Annotated in this window: 16 protein-coding genes, 1 pseudogene and 1 riboswitch; of the genes and pseudogenes, 13 read left to right on the top strand and 4 right to left on the bottom strand. The window is 26.4% G+C overall.

The annotated features are described in order from the left end of the window. Positions 1-61: 61 nt before the first annotated feature. From BGI42_RS11855 to BGI42_RS11815, 10 genes are all read left to right on the top strand, one after another. Entirely contained in the window at positions 62-1,585 is a 1,524-nt protein-coding gene (locus BGI42_RS11855; RefSeq protein WP_069680500.1) for an ABC transporter ATP-binding protein, read from the top strand. Then, positions 1,582-2,727, top strand: coding sequence for an ABC transporter permease (locus BGI42_RS11850; protein WP_069680499.1), 1,146 nt, complete (start codon positions 1,582-1,584; stop codon positions 2,725-2,727). Before BGI42_RS11855 ends, BGI42_RS11850 begins: the two co-directional genes overlap by 4 nt. Position 2,728: 1 nt before the next feature. Then, positions 2,729-3,682, top strand: a complete 954-nt coding sequence (locus tag BGI42_RS11845; RefSeq protein WP_069680498.1) for an ABC transporter permease — start codon at positions 2,729-2,731, stop codon at positions 3,680-3,682. Between the two features lie 341 nt (positions 3,683-4,023). Next, positions 4,024-4,431, top strand: a complete 408-nt coding sequence (locus BGI42_RS11840) for a cytidine deaminase (RefSeq protein WP_069680497.1) — start codon at positions 4,024-4,026, stop codon at positions 4,429-4,431. 216 nt (positions 4,432-4,647) lie between these two features. Continuing rightward, positions 4,648-4,806 (top strand): hypothetical protein, encoded by a 159-nt coding sequence (locus tag BGI42_RS16280; RefSeq protein ID WP_192875381.1) that lies wholly within the window; start codon positions 4,648-4,650, stop codon positions 4,804-4,806. A 166-nt stretch (positions 4,807-4,972) separates the two neighbouring features. Further along, entirely contained in the window at positions 4,973-5,863 is an 891-nt protein-coding gene (locus BGI42_RS11835) for a DUF368 domain-containing protein (protein ID WP_069680496.1), read from the top strand. Positions 5,864-5,983: 120 nt separating this feature from the next. Beyond that, a complete protein-coding gene (locus BGI42_RS11830; RefSeq protein WP_069679135.1) occupies positions 5,984-7,594 on the top strand; it encodes an IS1182 family transposase in 1,611 nt (536 codons plus the stop codon). A 281-nt stretch (positions 7,595-7,875) separates the two neighbouring features. Next, positions 7,876-8,943, top strand: a complete 1,068-nt coding sequence (locus BGI42_RS11825) for an HD-GYP domain-containing protein (RefSeq protein ID WP_069680495.1) — start codon at positions 7,876-7,878, stop codon at positions 8,941-8,943. 58 nt (positions 8,944-9,001) lie between these two features. Then, a riboswitch (THF riboswitch) is annotated at positions 9,002-9,101 on the top strand. A 60-nt stretch (positions 9,102-9,161) separates the two neighbouring features. Then, a complete protein-coding gene (locus BGI42_RS11820; protein ID WP_069680494.1) occupies positions 9,162-9,707 on the top strand; it encodes a folate family ECF transporter S component in 546 nt (181 codons plus the stop codon). Between the two features lie 565 nt (positions 9,708-10,272). Next, a complete protein-coding gene (locus BGI42_RS11815; protein ID WP_069680493.1) occupies positions 10,273-10,947 on the top strand; it encodes a nitrite/sulfite reductase domain-containing protein in 675 nt (224 codons plus the stop codon). Between the two features lie 113 nt (positions 10,948-11,060). Here the strand turns inward: BGI42_RS11815 and BGI42_RS11810 are convergent, their stop codons facing one another. After that, complete coding sequence (locus BGI42_RS11810; RefSeq protein WP_069680492.1) at positions 11,061-11,528, bottom strand: hypothetical protein; 468 nt, start codon at positions 11,526-11,528, stop codon at positions 11,061-11,063. A gap of 296 nt (positions 11,529-11,824) precedes the next feature. Beyond that, positions 11,825-12,803, bottom strand: a pseudogene (locus tag BGI42_RS11805) (DUF1002 domain-containing protein). A gap of 468 nt (positions 12,804-13,271) precedes the next feature. Between BGI42_RS11805 and BGI42_RS11800 the strand changes: the two are divergent. After that, on the top strand, positions 13,272-14,048 hold the full coding sequence (locus BGI42_RS11800) for a DUF4931 domain-containing protein (protein WP_069680491.1): 777 nt from the start codon (positions 13,272-13,274) through the stop codon (positions 14,046-14,048). 225 nt (positions 14,049-14,273) lie between these two features. Here BGI42_RS11800 and zupT read toward each other — a convergent pair whose 3' ends face one another. Beyond that, positions 14,274-15,056, bottom strand: coding sequence for a zinc transporter ZupT (gene zupT / locus BGI42_RS11795; protein WP_069680490.1), 783 nt, complete (start codon positions 15,054-15,056; stop codon positions 14,274-14,276). 550 nt (positions 15,057-15,606) lie between these two features. After that, entirely contained in the window at positions 15,607-16,065 is a 459-nt protein-coding gene (locus tag BGI42_RS11790; RefSeq protein ID WP_069680489.1) for a MarR family winged helix-turn-helix transcriptional regulator, read from the bottom strand. Between the two features lie 270 nt (positions 16,066-16,335). Between BGI42_RS11790 and BGI42_RS11785 the strand changes: the two genes are divergently transcribed. Next, positions 16,336-18,567, top strand: coding sequence for an ABC transporter ATP-binding protein (locus BGI42_RS11785; protein ID WP_069680488.1), 2,232 nt, complete (start codon positions 16,336-16,338; stop codon positions 18,565-18,567). Further along, positions 18,560-20,395, top strand: coding sequence for an ABC transporter ATP-binding protein (locus tag BGI42_RS11780; protein WP_069680487.1), 1,836 nt, complete (start codon positions 18,560-18,562; stop codon positions 20,393-20,395). Before BGI42_RS11785 ends, BGI42_RS11780 begins: the two co-directional genes overlap by 8 nt. The last annotated feature ends 395 nt before the right edge of the window (positions 20,396-20,790 follow it).

Below are 20,790 nucleotides of genomic sequence, written 5' to 3'. Positions count from 1 at the left end.
AGTATTGTATATTATCAATTGGCAATTAGAAATTGCTAATCTAAAAAAGGAGGACTCTACTATGGAATATGTAGTTGAAATGCTAAATATCCGTAAAGAATTCCCAGGTATAGTAGCAAATGACAACATTACTGTTAGACTAAAAAAAGGCGAAATTCATGCATTACTTGGTGAAAATGGTGCGGGTAAATCTACATTAATGTCAGTTCTTTTTGGTATGTATCAACCAGAAAGAGGAGTTATAAAGGTAAGAGGAAAAGAAGTTAAGATTTCTAATCCTAATGTTGCAAATGATTTAGGCATAGGAATGGTACACCAACATTTTAAATTAGTTCATAATTTTACAGTAACTCAAAATATAATTTTAGGATGTGAACCAAAAAAAGGTTTAACTATTGATATTAAAAGTGCTGCCAAGAAGATTAAAGAATTATCTGAAAAATATTCATTAAATGTTGATCCATATGCTAAAATAGAGGATATTTCTGTTGGTATGCAACAAAGAGTTGAGATTCTAAAGATGCTTTATAGAAATGCTGAAGTATTAATTTTAGATGAACCAACAGCAGTGCTTACACCTCAAGAGATAGATGAACTTATGAAAATTATGAAAAATCTTATAAAAGAAGGAAAATCTATAATTATCATAACTCACAAGCTTAAGGAAATTAAAGCAGTTGCAGATAATTGTACTGTTATTAGACGTGGAAAGTATATAGGGACAGTTAATGTAAAAGAAACATCAGAAGCTAAAATGGCAGAAATGATGGTTGGAAGACCTGTAAGCTTTAAGGTTGATAAAGAAGAAAAAGAACCAGGAAATGTAATATTAAAAGTTGATAATGTTTCAGTATTAAATAATAAGAAAGTGCTTGGTCTTAAGGATTTTTCAATTGAAGTAAAAGCTGGTGAAATTCTTGGTATTGCTGGAGTTGAAGGCAATGGTCAAACTGAGCTAGTTGAAGCTATTACAGGAATGAGAAGTGTAGAATCTGGTAAAGTATATTTTAAAGGTAAGGATATTACTAATATGTCTATACGTAATCGTATAGATAGTGGGATAGCACATATTCCAGAAGATAGACAAAAAAGAGGATTAGTTTTAGATTATACTATTGAAAATAATATAGTTCTTGAAGTTTATGGCAGGGAACCATTTTCTAAGTATGGACTGTTAAACAAAGAAGCTATACACAATTATGCTGATAAAATTATTAAAGAATTTGATGTTAGATCAGGTGAAGGTGGAGCATCTTTTGCTAGAACTATGTCAGGTGGGAATCAACAAAAAGCTATAATTGGTCGTGAAATTGAATTAAATCCAGAATTATTAATAGCAGTTCAACCAACAAGAGGATTAGATGTAGGTTCTATAGAATATATTCATAAAAGACTTGTAGAACAAAGAGATGCAGGAAAAGCTGTTTTACTTATATCTTTAGAATTAAGTGAAGTTTTAAATTTATCAGATAGAATTGCAATCGTTAATAGTGGTAAATTAATAGGAACAGTAAATGCTTCAGAAACAAACGAAAATGAAGTCGGCTTAATGATGGCTGGTGTTCAAAGGGGGAAAGAAGCGTGAGTAAAAAAGAAGCTTTAAATTCTATACTTGCAGTTGTATTAGGATTAATTGCAGGTGCAATATTAATGGCTCTTATTGGAGATAATCCTGTAGATGGATATTCATATCTATTTAGAGGTGGATTAATGAATATAGAAAGAATTGGTAATACGTTGGCTACAGCTACACCATTAATACTTACAGGACTTTCAGTTGCTTTTGCATTTAAAACAGGACTTTTTAATATCGGAGCACCTGGACAAATGTTATTTGGTGGATTTGCTGCTACAGCAATAGGTTTAACATATAGTAACAGTATGTCAAGACCAATACTATTATTATTTATGATAATTGTGGGAGCGATTGCAGGTGCACTTTGGGCATTTATACCCGGTTTGTTAAAAGCTAAATTTAATGTAAACGAAGTTGTATCTACTATAATGATGAATTGGGCTTGTTATTGGGTAGTTTATTATACTATACCAGCTTATTTTAAAGGAGAATCTTTAGAGACTGAATCAAGATTACTTCCAGAAGTAGCATCATTAAAAACACCAATACTTACTAAATTATTTGATGGGTCTTATATTAACTTAGGTATATTTATAGCAATTTTATCAGTTATTATAGTTGGATTTATATTAACAAAGACAGTTTTAGGTTATGAATTAAAGGCTGTAGGATTCAATAGAGATGCTGCTGAATATGCAGGTATGTCTGTAAATAAAAACGTAATTTATTCTATGATGATAGCAGGGGCACTTTCAGGCCTTGCAGGTGTAACTCAATATGTAGGAAATGCATCTAACATTCAAATTGGTGTAATGCCAACTCAAGGTTTTGATGGTATCGCAGTATCATTATTAGGTGCCAACAATCCAATTGGTGTATTTATATCAGCAATATTCTTTGGATTATTATATTCAGGAAAAGGATTTATGAATGCCAATACAAGTATTCCACCAGAAATTGCAGATACTATAATAGCAACTATTATATATTTTGCAGCTACAAGTGCAGTTGTACCTATGTTATATAATAAGTTTAAACATAAAAGAGAATTAAAAAATGAACAAAAAGTAGGCAGTACAGGAACAGGTATATTGCCAAACAATGAATCGAATAATAATACCAATAAAATAAATAATAAGGAGGATAGATAATATGTGGCAAATAATACAACAAGTTTTTCCTTATGCTATTGCATACACAATTCCTCTATTAATTACTTCACTAGGTGCATTATATTGTGAAAGAAGTGGAATTGTAAATATTGGACTTGATGGATTTATGATTATAGGATCGTTCTCAGGAGCTTTAACAATATTTAAATTACAACAATCAATGCCAAATAGTACTCTTCCTCTTTGGATTGGATTACTTGTATCTATTGTAGTTGGAATGTTATTTTCACTATTACATGCATTTGCTAGTATAAATTTAAATGCAGACCAAGTAATAAGTGGTACGGCTATTAATATGATAGCAGGAGCATTAACTGTATTTTTAGCTAGAACTATTTCAGGTAGTGGTCGTATAAGAATTCAAACAGGGTTTTATCCAATGGATATCCCAGGTTTATCATCAATTCCTATAATAGGAGATTTATTTTTTAAAAAAACATACATTACTACTTGGATAGTTTTGTTAATACTTGTAGTGAGTATATTCTTAATATATAAAACTAGTTTTGGTTTAAGACTAAGAGCCTGTGGAGAACATCCACAAGCAGCAGATGCAGCAGGTATTAATGTTTATCGTATGCGTTATATTGGAGTATTAGTTTCAGGAGGATTATCATCTCTTGGAGGAGCAATAATACTTGTAACATATTCAGGGGAATTTAATGGTAGTGTTGCAGGACTAGGCTTTTTAGCATTAGCAGCATTAATATTTGGTCAATGGAAACCATTGGGTATACTTGGAGCTACACTGTTCTTTGGATTTGCAACTACAGTTGCTAATGTATCTCAAGTTATTCCAGCATTAGAATCTATACCATCAGTAATATTAAAAGTATTCCCATATGTGGTTACTTTAATTGCATTAGTATTATTCTCAAAATCTTCACAAGCTCCAAGAGCATCTGGAGAACCATTTGATTCAGGTAAGAGATAATAAAATACTAATATGAAAAAGAAAGTTTAATTTTTTAAGATAAGCTAATAGTATTATTTATAATACTGTTAGCTTATCTAGCCTAAAATAAATTATAATAATATAAGAAATTCATCATATATTTCTTAAGGCACATTCAAATAACTAACTAGTCAATATGCTAGTTTATTTTCTGAACTAATTATCAATTGGAACCTACTAATAGCACAACTATTAGCAGAAGCCAAGTCATTGTATTTCAAAAAATATCATTGGCATCTTTGAATCATTGTTTATTTTTATATACCTAAAAATATTTTAATATTGTAAAAAATAAATTGTAATAGAAGGAGTTATGAAAAATGGAGAATAAAGAACTTGTTAAAATAGCATTAAAATATAGAGAAAAGGCATATGCACCATATTCTAATTTTAAAGTAGGAGCAGCTGTATTATTTGATAGTGGAAAAGTGTATGGTGGATGTAATATTGAAAATGCTTCTTTTGGAGCAACTAACTGTGCTGAAAGAACAGCTATTTTTAGTGGAATAGCAGAAGGAGAAACTAAAATTAATGCTATTGCCGTAGTTGGAAGCTTAGAAGAAAATACTTATCCTTGTGGAATTTGTCGTCAAGTTATAAGTGAATTTGGAGGTTCAGAAATAAAAGTAATACTTGCAAAAGGCGAAGATGATTTTATAGTAACAAATATGGGAGAAATTTTACCAGGTGCATTTACAAAAGAAGATTTAGATAAGAATAATAGATAGTTTGAATCAAAAAACATTTGTGGTTGAAAAATTAGAATATATGGAAGTGAGAATTGAATATTTATAAATTTAATGTACCAGAAGATGCAATACTAAAAAGCATATTATTATCTTCTATTTTTATTATATTAATTTCAATTTCATTCAATGTATAGTCTTTAGAGTTTTTTATAATACTAAAATAGATAGATTATATATTTGCTAGGAGGGAAAAACATGGCAAAAGCAGGAATGAGAAGACCAGATCCTAATGATGCACATGGAACAGAAAGTAATCATAAACAACATTATAAAAAGAATGATGTTGAACCTGTACCAGAAATTCAAGGTAAAGCAAAAACAGGGAATAAAAAAACCAATCCTATAAAATATTAAAAAAATAACTGTCTAAAATAGTATTTCTATTTTAGACAGTTATTTTTTTATAATCCTATATATAAATATATTTATTAAAAATAGATTAAAATTATTAAAAATACTATGTAATTATAGTATAATTATGTAATTGTGAAGTATTAAATAAAAGCAAGGAGATTTAGTAATGTATATAATAAACTTTATAAGAGGATTCTGCATGGCTCTTGCAGATAGTGTTCCAGGGGTGTCAGGAGGAACTATAGCATTTATTTTAGGATTTTATGATAAATTTATTAATTCATTAAGTAATATTATTTCAGGAAATAAAGAAGAAAAGATAGAATCATTCAAATTTTTATTTAAATTAGGAATAGGGTGGGTTGCAGGTTTTGTTTCTTCTGTATTGTTTTTAACATTAATTTTTGATAAGGAAATTTATAAAATAAGTTCACTATTTATTGGTTTTATAATATTTGCTATACCTGTAATTATAAAAGAAGAAAAAAGTTCTGTTATAAATAAATATAAGAATATATTTTTTTCTTTAGTGGGTATAGGTATAGTTGTATTAATAACTTATTTTAATCCAGTTGCAGGAAGTAAAGATACGGTAGGCATGTCGTTAGATAATTTAACTTTAGGATTAGGCATATACATATTTTTAGTAGCTATGATAGCTATTTCTGCAATGGTTCTTCCAGGAATATCAGGTTCAACTTTACTTTTAATATTTGGATTATATGCACCTATAATGAATGCAGTAAAAGAGGTATTAAAATTAAATTTTGATTATTTACTTGTATGCATTGTATTTGGATTTGGTATTCTTTTTGGAATATTAATTACAATAAAAGGAGTAAAATATTTATTAAGTAATTATAGATCACAAACAATATATTTAATTTTAGGTCTTATGATTGGATCAATATATGCAGTATTTATGGGTCCTACATCACTAAAAGTACCTAAACCACCTATGAGTTTACATACTTTTAATATATTGTTTTTTATAATTGGTGGAGCTATAATATTAATGCTTCAAAAATTAAAATGTTATCTTGAAGGAAAAAATTAATATTTAACATAAGAGGGGCTGTTGCAAAACTAACATAGTTAGTTTTGTAGCGGCTCATTTTTTTATGAAAATAAAAAAATGTGAATTCCGAAGAACTCACATTAGTTGTATAATTAACTTATGCTAATAAACAAATCATACATTAAAAATTATAATAAATTTAATGATAATTTTCAACTTATATTACCATTAAATTTAGAAAACTTAATACCAGAAGATGATTCTGTCCGCTTGCTAAGCCATGTATTGGAGGGATTAAATTACACAAAGTTGTATAAGGCGTACTCTTCCGTTGGAAGAAAACCGGCAGTGGAACCTAAAATCATGTTCAAAATATTATCTTATGCTTATTCTCAAAATATTTATTCAAGCAGAAAAATAGAAAAGGCATGCAAAAGAGATATAAACTTCAAGTGGTTGCTTCAAAGCTATAAAGCACCTGATCATGCTACAATTAGTAGATTTCGTAAAGATTATCTTTCAAATGAGGTAATTGAAGATTTATTTTATCAGCAAGTTAAATATTTAGCAGAGCAAAAGGAAATATTATTTGAAAATGTATTTATAGATGGTACTAAAATCGAAGCGAATGCTAATCGTTATACTTTTGTTTGGAAGAAATCAATTTATAAAAATGAAGAAAAAATGTTTGATAAAATAGTTGCACTTATCGAAGATGTCAATGTTGAAGAGCTAAAAGACTTTATTATAGGAAAAGAAACATTGATAGAAAATATTGATGCAATTCTTGACTGGCTTTCATTAGAAAAACAAAATAGAAACATAGAATTTGTTCATGGAATTGGAAAAAGAAAAAGTAAGATTCAAAAGTGGACAGAACAATTGATTGAATACAAGCAAAGACAAGAAAAATATGATTCAAGCAAGGAAATATTATCAAAAAGAAATAGTTATTCTAAAACCGATACTGACGCAACTTTCATGCATATGAAAGATGATCATATGAGAAATGGTCAATTAAAACCTGGTTATAATGTACAAATAGCTGTTGAAAGTGAATACGTGACCGGTGTCGGAATATTTCAAGATAGAAATGATATAGCAACACTAATACCTATGCTGAACAATATGCAGGAAAAGCTGGGACGTAAACATCTCAATGTAATTGCAGATTCAGGGTATGAAAGTGAAGAAAATTATTTGTTTTTAGAAAGTAATAATCAAATCCCATATATAAAACCACAAACTTATGAAAAGTGGAAAAAGAGAAGTTTTAAAAATGATATAAGCAAACGTGAAAATATGCAATATAATTCAGAAACAGATACTTATACTTGTCATAATGGCAAGAAATTAAAACCTTTTTCAATCATTCATAGAAAGTTTGCAAGTGGATATGAAGCCGAAGTTACTGTATATGAATGTGAAAGTTGTGATAACTGCTCTTACAAAGCAAAATGTACGAAAGCGAAAGCAAATAGAAAGATGCAAGTTTCAAAAACTTTTATAGAAAAGCGTGAAGTATCTTATAAAAATATTACTACTGAAAAAGGTGCTAAACTAAGAATGAATAGATCTATTCAGGTCGAAGGAGCATTTGGAGTTTTAAAAAGTGACTATGAATTCAATAGATTTTTAACACGTGGAAAAAATAGCGTTAAAACGGAATTTATTTTGCTTTGTTTTGGTTTTAATATTAATAAATTACATTCTAAAATCCAAAATGAAAGAACTCAAAATCATCTTCATGAATTAAAAATCTCTGCCTAATTATGGAATATATTAAGTAGGCTTATTTAAGTGCGTTTAAAATTAAAAAATCTCCCAATAATTTATATCCTCTTTTAATTATTGGGAGATTTATTGATTTAAATCGAAAAGGAGCGTCGCTCATGATTAAAATTTAACCATTTCGCAACAGCCCCTTTTTGCTTTTTATGAATGAAAGGAAAATTATTAATAATTATAGAATATAATAATATATTGATAGAATATTAATTTAAAAATAAGTTGCTGATATTGCATAGATAATTGAATTATAGGTGATTAATGTGAAAAAAAATTTAATGCTTTTAAAGACAAGTGAATTAAAAATCGGAATGGTAATAGGACAGGATATACAAGACAATAAGAATATATTATTATCAAAAAATGTTATTGTAACGGAGAAAATACTAAAAAAATTACAAACTTTATATAATATATATGAAGTATGGGTTTATGGAGAAGATACATTAGAAAAAGCTGAAAGTAGCAAAAAAGATTCAGAAAAACAACTTAAAAAAGTAGAATTTAGATTAAATAAAATATGTGAGGATTTACATTATGTTTTAGATAATACTGCTGAGTTACAAAAAGATTCTCTTAAAGAGCTTAGAGAATTAATATCAGAGCTAAAAAATGTTATTAAGGAACCAGATGTATTAATAAACAATTTACTCTTTTATGGTAGTGAGAATGATTCAATATATAGGCATAGCCTAAATGTAGCATATATAAGCAGTTTGCTTGGAAATTGGATTGGGTTTGAAAATAATAAAATAAAATTATTAATATATTCAGCATTATTACATGATATTGGTAAATGTAAGATAGATGATAGTATAATTAATAAAAGTACAAGATTGAATTCTAATGATTTAAAGAAAATAAGAGAACACCCTGTATTAGGTTATAATATAATTAAGAAAATTAATTTTTTAGATAAATCTGTTTGTCAATCTGTATTATTACATCATGAAAGAGAGGATGGAAGTGGATATCCACTAGGAATAAATGGAGATAAGATACCGGATTTTGCTAAGATAATTGCTATAGCAGATGTTTTTGAGGCTATAAATTCTAATAGATGTTATAGAAATAAAAAACATCCTTTTGAAGCAATAAAGATAATTAAAGATGAGAGTTTTGGTAAATTAAATTATAAATATTGTAATATATTTTTAAAGCATATATTAAATTATTATATTGGTAGGAAAGTTAAATTAAATAACAATAAAACAGGTAAAATAGTACAAATGAATATTAATGAATTGGATAAACCACTTATATTTTTAGAAAATAAATTTCTTGATTTAAGAGAAGATAAGGGATTAATTGTAGAAGAATTTATTTTATGATATTTTATATTGACAAGGTTAATCCACTTTGATAGAATTAGCACATAATTTCTTGATTGACAGAGTAGATATTTGCGCGTTAAGTGTTAGGAGGACGGGAAGTTGCCTCTTAAACGAAAAACTTTTTGTTTGCGGTGTAAATATTGCATTCCGCTGTTAATATTAAAGAGTAATTCTCTTTTTTATTCAGCAAATATAATAAAAGGGGGGGATTCTGTTTGAGAAATTTTTATACAACATTTCTAAATTCATCAAAGGAACTAAAAAATGTAAGAAATCTAGTTATAGCTTCATTATTAATAACTATGAAACTTATTTTAGATTTATTTACAATCCAAATTACACCATTTTTACATGTTAGTTTTGAATTTTTAGCATCTGTAACTATAAGTATGTTATTTGGACCTATAGTAGGTGCAATGTGTGGTGGTTTATCGGATATACTTAATTATTTAATAAATCCTAAAGGTGCATTTTTTGTTGGTTTTACATTATCCGCAATGATGTCAGGATTAATATATGGAAGTATATTATACAAAAAGAAAATAACAGTGACAAGATGTGCAATTGCTAATATTATATCAGTTATTTTTGTAGATATAATGATGAATACTTTTTGGTTATCTATATTATTTGGTAAGGGATTTTATGCACTTCTTCATTTAAGGGTTTTCAAGAATTTGACAATGATTCCTATAAATATAATAATGATATATTTTGTTTTGAATCTAGTAAATAAAATTAAAAAAGAAAATTTTAGTTAGATAAATATTTTATTATAAATGTACTCTGGAATATACAGAGTACATTTTTTTATTAGTTAGGAAATTATATCGTTAGGAAGGTCCGCAAATAATTTATAAAACACTGTATTTTGAAGATATTATGAGTATCCCTAAAGAATAAAAAATAATCATATGCTGTACCACTATTCTTGTACTACGTTTGAAAAGGGTACATGGCTAGCCACTTTGCTTTTTAAAATATATAATAGGAAATTAAAAATTTAAAGAGAATATAAATCTTTTTAAATGTAAAAAATATAATAAAGAAAATCAAATTTAAAAGAAAACAATTGTTATTAAACATACTTTAGTAAAAAATAATTATTTACCGATAAAAATTAATATGATAAAATATTAGTGGAATTTTTAAATTAAAAATGAATTTTTTTATAAAGTACTAACCACCTATAGCTTAGTACTTTGTAAAATGTATAAATAGAGACTTATTTATTAAAATAAGGATTTAGCAATAATTTGATTTAAGAAAAATGAAAATAATAATTTTAAATAATTATTTATAGTATTACTTAGGGAGGCAATGGACATGAAGAAAGATTTGTTAGATAAGGGAGCAGTTTTGCAAAGAGATAAGGAGACATATGCTATAGCACCTCACTTAACAGCTGGACTTGTTACTCCAGGTCAATTGAGAACTTTAGCTGATGTTGCAGAAAAGTATGATGCTAAAGCTATAAAAGTTACAGGAGCTCAACGTATAGCATTAGTTGGAATAAAAGAAGAAGAAATTGATAGTGCTTGGAAAGACTTAGGAATGAAGCCAGGAGCTGCTGTTGGATTATGTGTAAGAAGTGTTAAGGTTTGTCCAGGTACAACTTTCTGTAAAAAAGGTTTACAAGATTCGGTAGCAATTGGTAGTAAATTAGATGGACTATATCATGGAATGGATTTACCTAATAAGCTTAAAATTGGTGTTAGCGGATGCCCACAAAGTTGTGCTGATAACCATATAAAGGATATTGGAATATTTGGAATGCCTAAAGGATGGACAGTTCAAATTGGTGGAAAAGGAGGATTAAAACCAAGGCTTGCAGATAAAATTGTGGTTAACGTTTCAGAAGAAAAGTTATTTCCACTAGTTGAAAAAATAATTAAAGTTTATTCAGAAAATGCTACAGCTAGAGAAAGATTAGGAGATTATATAGAGAGAGTAGGCCTTGAAGAAGTTAAGAATCAAATAGATATTGAAAGTTATTTATAATAAATATAATAGTTATATTCGAGAAATTTTTCATAATATTTAGAATAAAATTGAAATAAATATTTATAAAAATTAAGCAGAGAACTAGCTAAAAACTATTCTCTGCTTTATGACTATCTTAAAAAGTCTTTAAATGTAGCACGATTAGAATCTTTTTTTGATGATCTTATAATGTCTTTGTATTCCTTTAGTTTAGCTTTCTCATCTTCAGTAAGTTCTTTCTTACAATGTTTCTTTTCTATTAATGCTTTAAAATCTTTATATTTTTCATCACCTAATTTTTTCTTTAAAACAGTTTCTTTGATGTCAATTAATTGTTGTTTTTGTTCCTCAGAAAGTTCCTTACAATTATCTTTAAGTTTTTTAATTTCTTCTAATTGTTTCTTTTGCTTTTTTGAAAGATAATTTAAATTATCTTTATCAAAAATCCAACTACCAGTATGTTTATCTTTTGCAGAATCATTATTAAAAGAACTTACACTTGAAGTTAAAGTTGTAGCATTAACTTTTTGAGGAATAACAGCAGTAATACTAATTATAGAAAGATAACAAGCTATAGATTTTATTAATGTTTTTTTCATATAATAAATCTCCTTTTTATTTATTTAAAATTTCATAATTAGTATGTGAAACATTTAAGAAATTTATTATTTTTTTTAGCAATTTATGTTTTATAAGAGTATTCATGTATAAACAAGAAAAAAAGAAGTGATAATTTAACCTAAAAATACTAAATGTATAGCTAAATTATCACTCCAAATTATTTATTTCATAAATTAATTTAAAATATAACATTTAAATTTAATTTATATTATTCATTTATTTTCTAAATTTAATTTTATTAGTTATTTTAAAAGATAAATTTTTTATCTATATCTTAATTTCCATCTAAAGTATTGTCCTTATTAGAATTTTCAGTATTTGTTAATGTATCACTGTTTTTTGATTGTTCTTCATTAGTATTTGAGTCCTTTGAAAACCAATCTGCCATTGATTGGAATAAATTAGCGAAGAATTCTTTTAATTTAGCGAAAAATCCTTGAGCTTCTTCACTATTTAAGGCTTCTTTTAATTTATTAGCAGCATCATTTAATTGATCTTTTATTTTACTATAGTTAAGATCTAAATTATTTATTTTAGTCATTAAAGAATTTATACTTTCTTTATCTTCATTACTTAAATTAATTTTATATTCTTTAATAGCCTTTTCAACTAATTCTTTTATTTCAGTATCAGTTTCAGGTTTTTCTTTGACTACATATTTTTTTACATCATTTATTAGTTGTGCAGCTTCATCCTGTCCTATTTTATCGCCAAGGTAACCAGTAACAACAATTTCTTCATTAGCTACTTCTTTTTTTCTTCATCTATTTTAGAACCAGCAGAACTATTTTCAAATCCTTTTAATATACCAGCAAGAGCAGCAGTACCAGAAACTTTAAATGGTGCAGCAGCTATTACATTAGCATTTTCAACTCCAGCTGTAATTAAAGCATTTCGTATCATCCCCTCAGTAACCCATGTAAGATTATATGTAGAAATAGTTAGTCCACCTTTACTTTTGGGTTCAACGTAAGAACAAGAGATGGATTTATTACCTAATTGTGCAGGGGATGCAACATTTCCAAGATATTTTTTTCTTCATTTGTTGTAATTTCTAAAATATTTGCATCATTTTTACCGACTTTGAAATAATTAAGCATTTGATTTTTTTGATCTTGAGTTAAATCCCCACCTAATGTAACGACTTTAAAAGAATCAGCGAAAGCTGTTATTTTTGGGCTAAAAGAAATAAATAAACATAATGTTATAAATATAATCAAAAATTTACTTGAAATAGTTTTAATAAATTTCATAATTTTAATCTCCTTTTGTTATTAGGCACATGAAATAAAATAATAAGTTCAAAACTGCCATGAATATTTTTCAGCAGGTAAGGAGACAAAGTATTATCATAGTGGATCTATCATGATATTTTGTTGACGTAGCATGAGGTAAAATATACTGGTAGATGACTTATTATTTTTGATTGTACCTTATATATTAAATATAATTAAACTAAAAAGAATAATTACAGTTATATTATAACATACAGTATAATTATGTTAATTTCAATTATATTAAGTTAATATTAAATTAAAATTTAATATTTTTAAGAATTTTGGATAGAATATTTTAAATAAGTTTACAATATTAACAGTAGAAGTATAAATTAGAAGTTTCTAAAATTGTAACTTATATAGAAATATAATATAATTAGTGATATTAAGGTATTTTAATATAAATTAAAAATTTGAATTTTTGGTTGAATTGCAGGTGAATTTATGATTAAACATAATGATGAATATATAATATTTATAAATGATATTGGAAAAAATAAACCTAATAGTTTTAATAATAAAAATACAGAATGTCCTTTTTGTGAAAGAAAAAAACTTACAGATGTTATTGAAGAAAATGGACCATTTGTATTATTAAAAAATAAATTTCCAACATTAAAAGATACTCTTCAATTAGTCATTATAGAGACGTATGACTGTAAATTAAATATGGGAAATTATGATTCGGAATATATGGAAAAGCTAATTAGATTTAGTTTACGCCATTGGCTTAATATAGAAAAAAGCAATAAATATAAGTCAGTAATATTTTATAAGAATCATGGACCACATTCAGGGGGAAGCATAAAGCATGCTCATATGCAAATTGTTGGGTTAAATAATATAGATTATCGAGAGAATATAGATGAAAAATATTTTGAAGGTGTAGAAATATTTAAAAATGAATGTTGTGAGATAAATCTATCTACAAAACCCATAAATGGTTTTAGTGAATTTAATATTATAATAAGTGATGATTTAAAAAATATATGTAGTTTATCTAATGGAATAAGAAAAATAGTTCAATATATATTAAATGATTATTTTGCTAAATGCGATAGCTTCAATTTATTTTTTTATCATTGGAATGAAAAAATTATATGTAAGATAACTCCACGCTTTGTTACTTCACCATTATTACTTGGGTATTCATTAAAACAGGTTTCTAATAGTTTAGAAGAGATTGCAGGAAAGTTAAAAGATTTATATTTTAAAAATTAATAGGTAAATAATTAAAAGGATGTATCTAATATTGTTAAATAAATTATTTTAAGATACATCCTTTTAGTTTTGTAAACAAAAAGTTGAATCTAAAATTTAATAGTTAAAAGTGATAAATGTGAAAATATATATTTTAATGTACAGAATATCGGTTACACATAAATTAAAAAATAATTTAGTATATGTTTAAAAATTAATGAATAATTAAAAGTGTAATTTATATATTTAATTTAAAAAAATATGAGTTATAGGCATTATACATATTCCTAAAAAAATTGAATATAAGGATAGATTATTGTATCCATATTCACGAGATGATGGTATTAATTCTTCAAAAGATATATATAACATTATTCCCATTACAAATGCAAAAATTAATCCTAAAATAAAATCATTAATGAATGGCTTTAAAAGAAAAAAAGCAATGATAGCACCTAAAGGTTCTGATAAACCAGAATATAAAGTATACTTAAATGCTTTCCTCTTGTTACCAGTAGAATAGTATATTGGCATAGCAACGGCAATTCCTTCAGGAATATTATGCATGGCTATAGCTAAAGAAATAGAAATTCCTAGAGTGATATTTTGGTAGCTTGATATAAAAGTAGCGATACCTTCAGGAAAATTATGTAGTGTAATTGCAATCATTGATACAAATCCTACTTTGAAAAGATTTAAATGTTTATCACTACCATATATCATAAATTTTTTTGGTTCGTTTGGAATAAATTTGTCAATAAGCAAGGCAAAGATAACGCCAGTTAGCATATAAAAGATTGTTATTAATATACCATAAACATTACCATAATATTTTATTAAAGATTCTTTCGCATTAGGAAACAAGTCTGTAAAAGAAATACAAATCATTACTCCACCAGAAAAACCAAGAGCAAAAGTTATTATTTTATCGCTTTTCTTTTTTATAAATAATACAAAAATAGCTCCTAATACTGTTGATGTACCAGCCAAAAAAGAAAGTAATAAAGCGATTACTGCATTATTATCCATTTCGTTTACACCTCTTTTAATTAGGCGCATTCAAATAAATAACTAGTCAGTATGCTAGTTTATTTTATGAATTAATTTTTCCTTGGAACTTACTAATAGCACAACTATTATCAGAACCTAAGTCATTGTATTTCACAAAATATCCGTTACATATTTGACTTGTTACTTATTTTCATAAGCCTTAGTCATATATTTTTATATATTCTTATAAGAGTAATAAAATTACAAATAGATATATATTTTAGTTAAATTTAAGGTTTTATAAATATTTTTTTATAAGAGAAATTTAATTTGTTAGAAATAAAAAAGCAATGCTCACTAAATTAAAAAGATTTTTTAACATAGTGAGCATTGCTCTTTTAAATAATATTAAAAAGGAGTCGTAATTTATTATTTTCAAATAATTAAATAAATTTTCATATATTCAAATAAGAATATATTTATTTTTTAGTTTATTACTAACTCTAATTATATTTTAGCAGATTTAAATTAAAAAACAAGGGCATTTTCATAATTCAGAAAATATTTTGAAAATTTATAAAATTCTCTCCTAAGTTAAAGGTTTTGGTTCTATTTTTTTGACAACTTCATTTATTGCTTTTGAAGCTTCAAGAACTTTGATTTTATCTTCAGGTGATAGTATATCAAAATACTTATATAATCGATCTGTCATATGAGATCTAACCATTTTAATCATTTCTTCACCAGATTCTGTATTATTAAGTAAGATTTCTTTACGATTTTCAGGATTAACTGCTCTACTTACATAGCCCTTTTTAACTAAGTTATTTACTATACCTGTAGCTTGTTGTTTAGTAACCATAAGTTGTTTAGCTAAATTGGTCATATTGATAGAATTAAATTTATATAATACAGATAATGTTTGCATTTGTAATCGACTAATATTTATTTCGGAGTTTGTTTCTGTGGGCCTAATTATTAATTTTTTCATAAAAGATGAAAGTTCCATTAATTCATTTAAAATTTCTAAAGTATCTTTATTTTTCAAGAAAATCACCTAACATTTCATTAAGATTTTATACATTATAGTTATATTAAGTTTATACACTAATTATATATATGTCAACAAATGTTTATAGTAAATATTTATTGACATACATTGATTTTCGTTGTAAGATGAATGACATAGTAAACAAACATTGATAATTGTAAAAAGATAACCAACAACATTTATTTAGAAATATTAATATCATTTATATTACAAATAATATTGATAAAGTTATCTAAGCATAAACAACTGAAGAAAGGATAAAGAGATATGTTTAAATTATTAAAATATCTAAAAAAATCAACTTTACCTATTTTAGCAATAATAATCTTATTGGTAGTACAATCAATTTGCGATTTAACATTACCTAAATATACTTCAAATATTGTTAATGTAGGAATTCAACATCAAGGGGTAGAGAAAATAACTCCAGATGTAATTAGAGAAAGTGAAATGAAAAAACTTTCTTTATTTATGGATGATAAAGATTATGAAATAGTATTAAAAAATTATGATTTGATTAGCAGAGGATCAAATTTATATGATAAGTATCCTATATTAGAAAAAGAAAATATTTATGTAAGTAAAAATATTGATAAAGATAAAATTGAAGAATTGAATTTAATATTTGCAAAACCAATGGTTATCCTTGAAAATTTTCAAAGTGAATCAGATGAAGTTAAAATCATGGAAAATAAAATAATAAGTTCATTTCCTACTGGAGCATTGCCAGAAAACCCTGATATATTTGATGCATTTGCAATTATGTCCAAGGAACAATTAAAAGAAATAACATCAAATATGAATGAAATGCTTAGTAAATTAGATAATAGCAGCATTAATCAAATGGCAGTTTCATTTGTAAGAGGTGAATATACTAAAATTGGCATTAATATGGATAAATATCAGACTAATTATATATTTTCAACTGGCACAAAGATGATTGGATTTGCATTAATTAGTATGATGGCAACAATACTTGTAACTTTATTAGCTTCAAGAGTAGCAGCTATATTTAGCCGTAAGTTAAGAAGTGGCGTATTTAAAAAAGTTGTTGGATTTACAAATAAAGAATTTGATGATTTTTCAACAGCATCATTAATTACACGTTGTACTAATGATATTCAACAAGTTCAAACTCTTGCAGTAATGGTACTTAGATTTGTATTATATGCGCCAATCCTTGGAATAGGTGCATTTATAAAAGTATTAAATACTAATAGCACAATGTCTTGGGTAATTGGTGTAGCAATACTTTCGATATTAAGTCTTGTACTTGTATTATTTGTAATAGCTATGCCTAGATTTAGAAAATTACAAAAATTGGTTGACAGAATAAATTTAGTTGCTAGAGAAATATTAACAGGACTTCCTGTAATACGTGCATTTAGTACTGAAAATCATGAGAAAGAACGTTTTGACAAGGCAAATAGAGAATTAACAGATGTTAATTTATTTGTAAATAAGATAATGACTTGTATGATGCCTGCAATGATGTTTATTATGAATGCAATTACGGTATTAATTGTATGGGTTGGTGCTAGCAAAATAGAAAATGCAACAATGCAAGTTGGAGATTTAATGGCATTTATTCAGTATACAATGCAAATTATAATGGCATTTTTAATGATTTCAATGATATCAATTATGATGCCGCGTGCACAAGTATCAGCAAAGCGTATTGCAGAAGTGCTAGATACAGAAGTACTTATAAAAGATCCTATTTCTCCTAAGTCATTTGCTGTTAATAAAAAAGGTTATATAGAATTTAAAAATGTTAGTTTTAAATATCCAAATGCAGAAGAACATGTTTTAAGTAATATTAATTTTATTGCAAAACCAGGTGAAACTACAGCAATTATAGGAAGTACAGGCATTGGTAAAACAACATTAGTTAATTTAATCCCTCGTTTTTTTGATGTAGCAGAAGGTGAGATATTAGTTGATGGTGTAGATATACGAAATGTTACTCAACATGATTTGAGAGATAAGATTGGTTATGTACCTCAAAAAGGAATCTTATTTTCAGGAACAATAGAATCAAATATTAAATATGGTGTTGAAAATGCTTCAAATGAAGTAATGATAAATTCAGCTAAGATTGCACAAGCTACTGAATTTATAGAGAAAAAGGAAGATAGGTATAATAGTTCAATTTCTCAAGGAGGAAATAATGTATCAGGAGGTCAAAAACAAAGATTATCAATAGCAAGAGCCATTGCAAAACAACCAGAAATATATATTTTTGATGATAGTTTTTCAGCTCTTGATTATAAGACAGACATTGTTCTTAGAAAAGCATTAAATGAACAAATAAAAGATAGTACTATTTTAATTGTAGCACAAAGAATTAGTACTGTATTAAATGCTGATCAAATTATTGTTTTAGATGAAGGAAAAATAGTAGGAAAAGGTACCCATAAAGAATTGTTAAAATCCTGTGAGGTTTATAAGCAAATTGCTTTATCACAACTTTCAAAGGAGGAGCTTGAAAATGAATAGGAATATGCAAAGAAAAGGTCCAATGGGTGGAAAAATGATGGTAGGCGAAAAAGCCAAGAATTTTAAAAGTACTATGAATAAATTAATGAAATACTTAAGTACATATAAAATATCTATTATTCTTGTATTTATTTTTGCTATTGGAAGTACAATATTTTCTATAATAGGTCCTAAAATCTTAGGTAATGCAACTACGGAATTATTTGAAGGATTTATGAGAAAAATTTCTGGAGGGCCTGGTATTGACTTTGATAAAATTGCAAAGATATTAGGGATCTTAATTTGTTTATATATTGTTAGTGCAGTGTTCTCTTTTATACAAGGAATATTAATGACAAATGTTTCTCAAAAGTTAACATATAGATTAAGAAAAGAACTATCAGAAAAAATACATCGTATGCCAATGAAGTTCTTTGATGGTAGAACACATGGTGAAGTTTTATCAATATTCACAAATGATATAGACACTTTATCTCAAAGTTTAAATCAAAGTGCCACTCAGCTTATAACTTCAATTACAACAGTTATAGGGATTATGGTAATGATGTTTAGTATTGATTGGATAATGACTTTAGTAGTTTTATGCATATTGCCAATTTCTATGATTATAATTGGTTTTGTAGTAAAAAAATCTCAAAAATATTTTAAAGAACAACAAAAATATTTAGGTCATGTAAATGGTCAAGTTGAAGAAGTTTTTAGTGGACAGAATATAGTTAAAGTATTTAATAAGGAACAAAAGGTAATTGATGAATTTGAAAAATCTAATAATATACTATATAAATCAGCGTGGAAATCACAGTTCTTATCAGGACTTATGATGCCTATTATGACTTTTGTTGGTAATCTTGGATATGTAGTAGTATCAATTTTAGGTGGATATTTTGTAATTAAGGGAAGAATTACAGTTGGTAATATTCAATCATTTATTCAATATAGTAGAAATTTCACTCAACCCATTGGTCAAATTGCTCAAGTTTCAAATTTACTACAATCAACAGCAGCTGCATCTGAAAGAGTTTTTGAATTTTTAGAAGAGGAAGAAGAAGAGCAATCTGTAAAAAATTCGGTATCTATTAATGAAATTCATGGTAGTGTAGAGTTTAAAAATGTACATTTTGGATATAATCCAGAGAAAATTATAATAAATGATTTTAGTTCTAAAATTAAAGAAGGACAAAAAGTTGCAATTGTAGGGCCAACAGGAGCTGGTAAAACTACAATGATTAAGCTTTTAATGCGTTTTTATGATGTGAATGATGGAGCAATATTAATTGATGGTAATGATTTGAGAAACTTTAATAGAAGTGAGCTTAGAGAAGCTTTTGGGATGGTATTACAAGATACATGGTTATATAATGGAAGCATAATGGAAAATATAAGATATGGGAAGTTAGATGCAACTAATGAAGAAGTAATTAAAGCAGCTAAAGCAGCTCATGTGCATAATTTTGTAAAAACTTTACCAGATGGATATGATATGGAATTAAATGAGGAAGCAAGTAATATTTCTCAGGGACAAAAACAATTATTAACAATAGCAAGAGCTATATTAGCAGATCCAAAGATTCTAATTCTTGATGAAGCTACAAGTTCAGTTGATACAAGAACAGAAATACTTATTCAAAAAGCAATGGATAATCTAATGAAAGGAAGAACTAGTTTTGTTATAGCACATAGATTATCAACAATAAAGGATGCTGATTTAATTCTTGTAATGAAAGATGGAGATATTATCGAACAAGGAAATCATGAAACTCTGTTAAGTAAAAATGGATTTTATGCGAATCTTTATAATTCACAATTTGAAAAATCAGAAGCAGTTTAAATATCCTGGGCATCTTTGACTTGTTATTTATTTTCATATGCCTAATATAAATAGATCTAAATGTTAATTTAAATAATATTTAGGTCTATTTATTTGTAAGTAAATATTAGGAAGTATAAAACAACAGATTAAATATTATAAAAAACAGGTACAATAACTATTATACAGTGTAAAATATAGAGTTTTTAAAGATGTAAAGAGATATTACACATTTAAACAAATATGTTAATAATGAAAGAATTATTAAAAAAAATGAAAAGATGATATAATATTGAAAGTGATTTGGACGATATTAAAATTATATGAGTAGTATTATTTAAATTTAAAACGGTATAATTTACTACTATTTTTCCAAAAGGTGCATTATTAAAATAAATAGTAATTTAGGAGTGATT

Origin of the sequence: Clostridium taeniosporum (assembly GCF_001735765.2) — a bacterium.
Classification (GTDB): domain Bacteria; phylum Bacillota; class Clostridia; order Clostridiales; family Clostridiaceae; genus Clostridium; species Clostridium taeniosporum.
Note: the sequence above shows the minus strand (reverse complement) of the source record. Positions and strands in the feature narration are given on the sequence as shown.

Bases quoted from the DNA above. Each gene is read 5' to 3' on its own strand.
- BGI42_RS16280 (WP_192875381.1), top strand. From the start codon at position 4,648: ATGGCAAAAGCAGGAATGAGAAGACCAGATCCTAATGATGCACATGGA.
- BGI42_RS11800 (WP_069680491.1), top strand. From the start codon at position 13,272: ATGATTAAACATAATGATGAATATATAATATTTATAAATGATATTGGA.
- BGI42_RS11845 (WP_069680498.1), top strand. From the start codon at position 2,729: ATGTGGCAAATAATACAACAAGTTTTTCCTTATGCTATTGCATACACA.
- zupT (WP_069680490.1), bottom strand. From the start codon at position 15,056: ATGGATAATAATGCAGTAATCGCTTTATTACTTTCTTTTTTGGCTGGT.
- BGI42_RS11780 (WP_069680487.1), top strand. From the start codon at position 18,560: ATGAATAGGAATATGCAAAGAAAAGGTCCAATGGGTGGAAAAATGATG.
- BGI42_RS11840 (WP_069680497.1), top strand. From the start codon at position 4,024: ATGGAGAATAAAGAACTTGTTAAAATAGCATTAAAATATAGAGAAAAG.
- BGI42_RS11830 (WP_069679135.1), top strand. From the start codon at position 5,984: ATGCTAATAAACAAATCATACATTAAAAATTATAATAAATTTAATGAT.
- BGI42_RS11835 (WP_069680496.1), top strand. From the start codon at position 4,973: ATGTATATAATAAACTTTATAAGAGGATTCTGCATGGCTCTTGCAGAT.
- BGI42_RS11785 (WP_069680488.1), top strand. From the start codon at position 16,336: ATGTTTAAATTATTAAAATATCTAAAAAAATCAACTTTACCTATTTTA.
- BGI42_RS11815 (WP_069680493.1), top strand. From the start codon at position 10,273: ATGAAGAAAGATTTGTTAGATAAGGGAGCAGTTTTGCAAAGAGATAAG.
- BGI42_RS11855 (WP_069680500.1), top strand. From the start codon at position 62: ATGGAATATGTAGTTGAAATGCTAAATATCCGTAAAGAATTCCCAGGT.
- BGI42_RS11810 (WP_069680492.1), bottom strand. From the start codon at position 11,528: ATGAAAAAAACATTAATAAAATCTATAGCTTGTTATCTTTCTATAATT.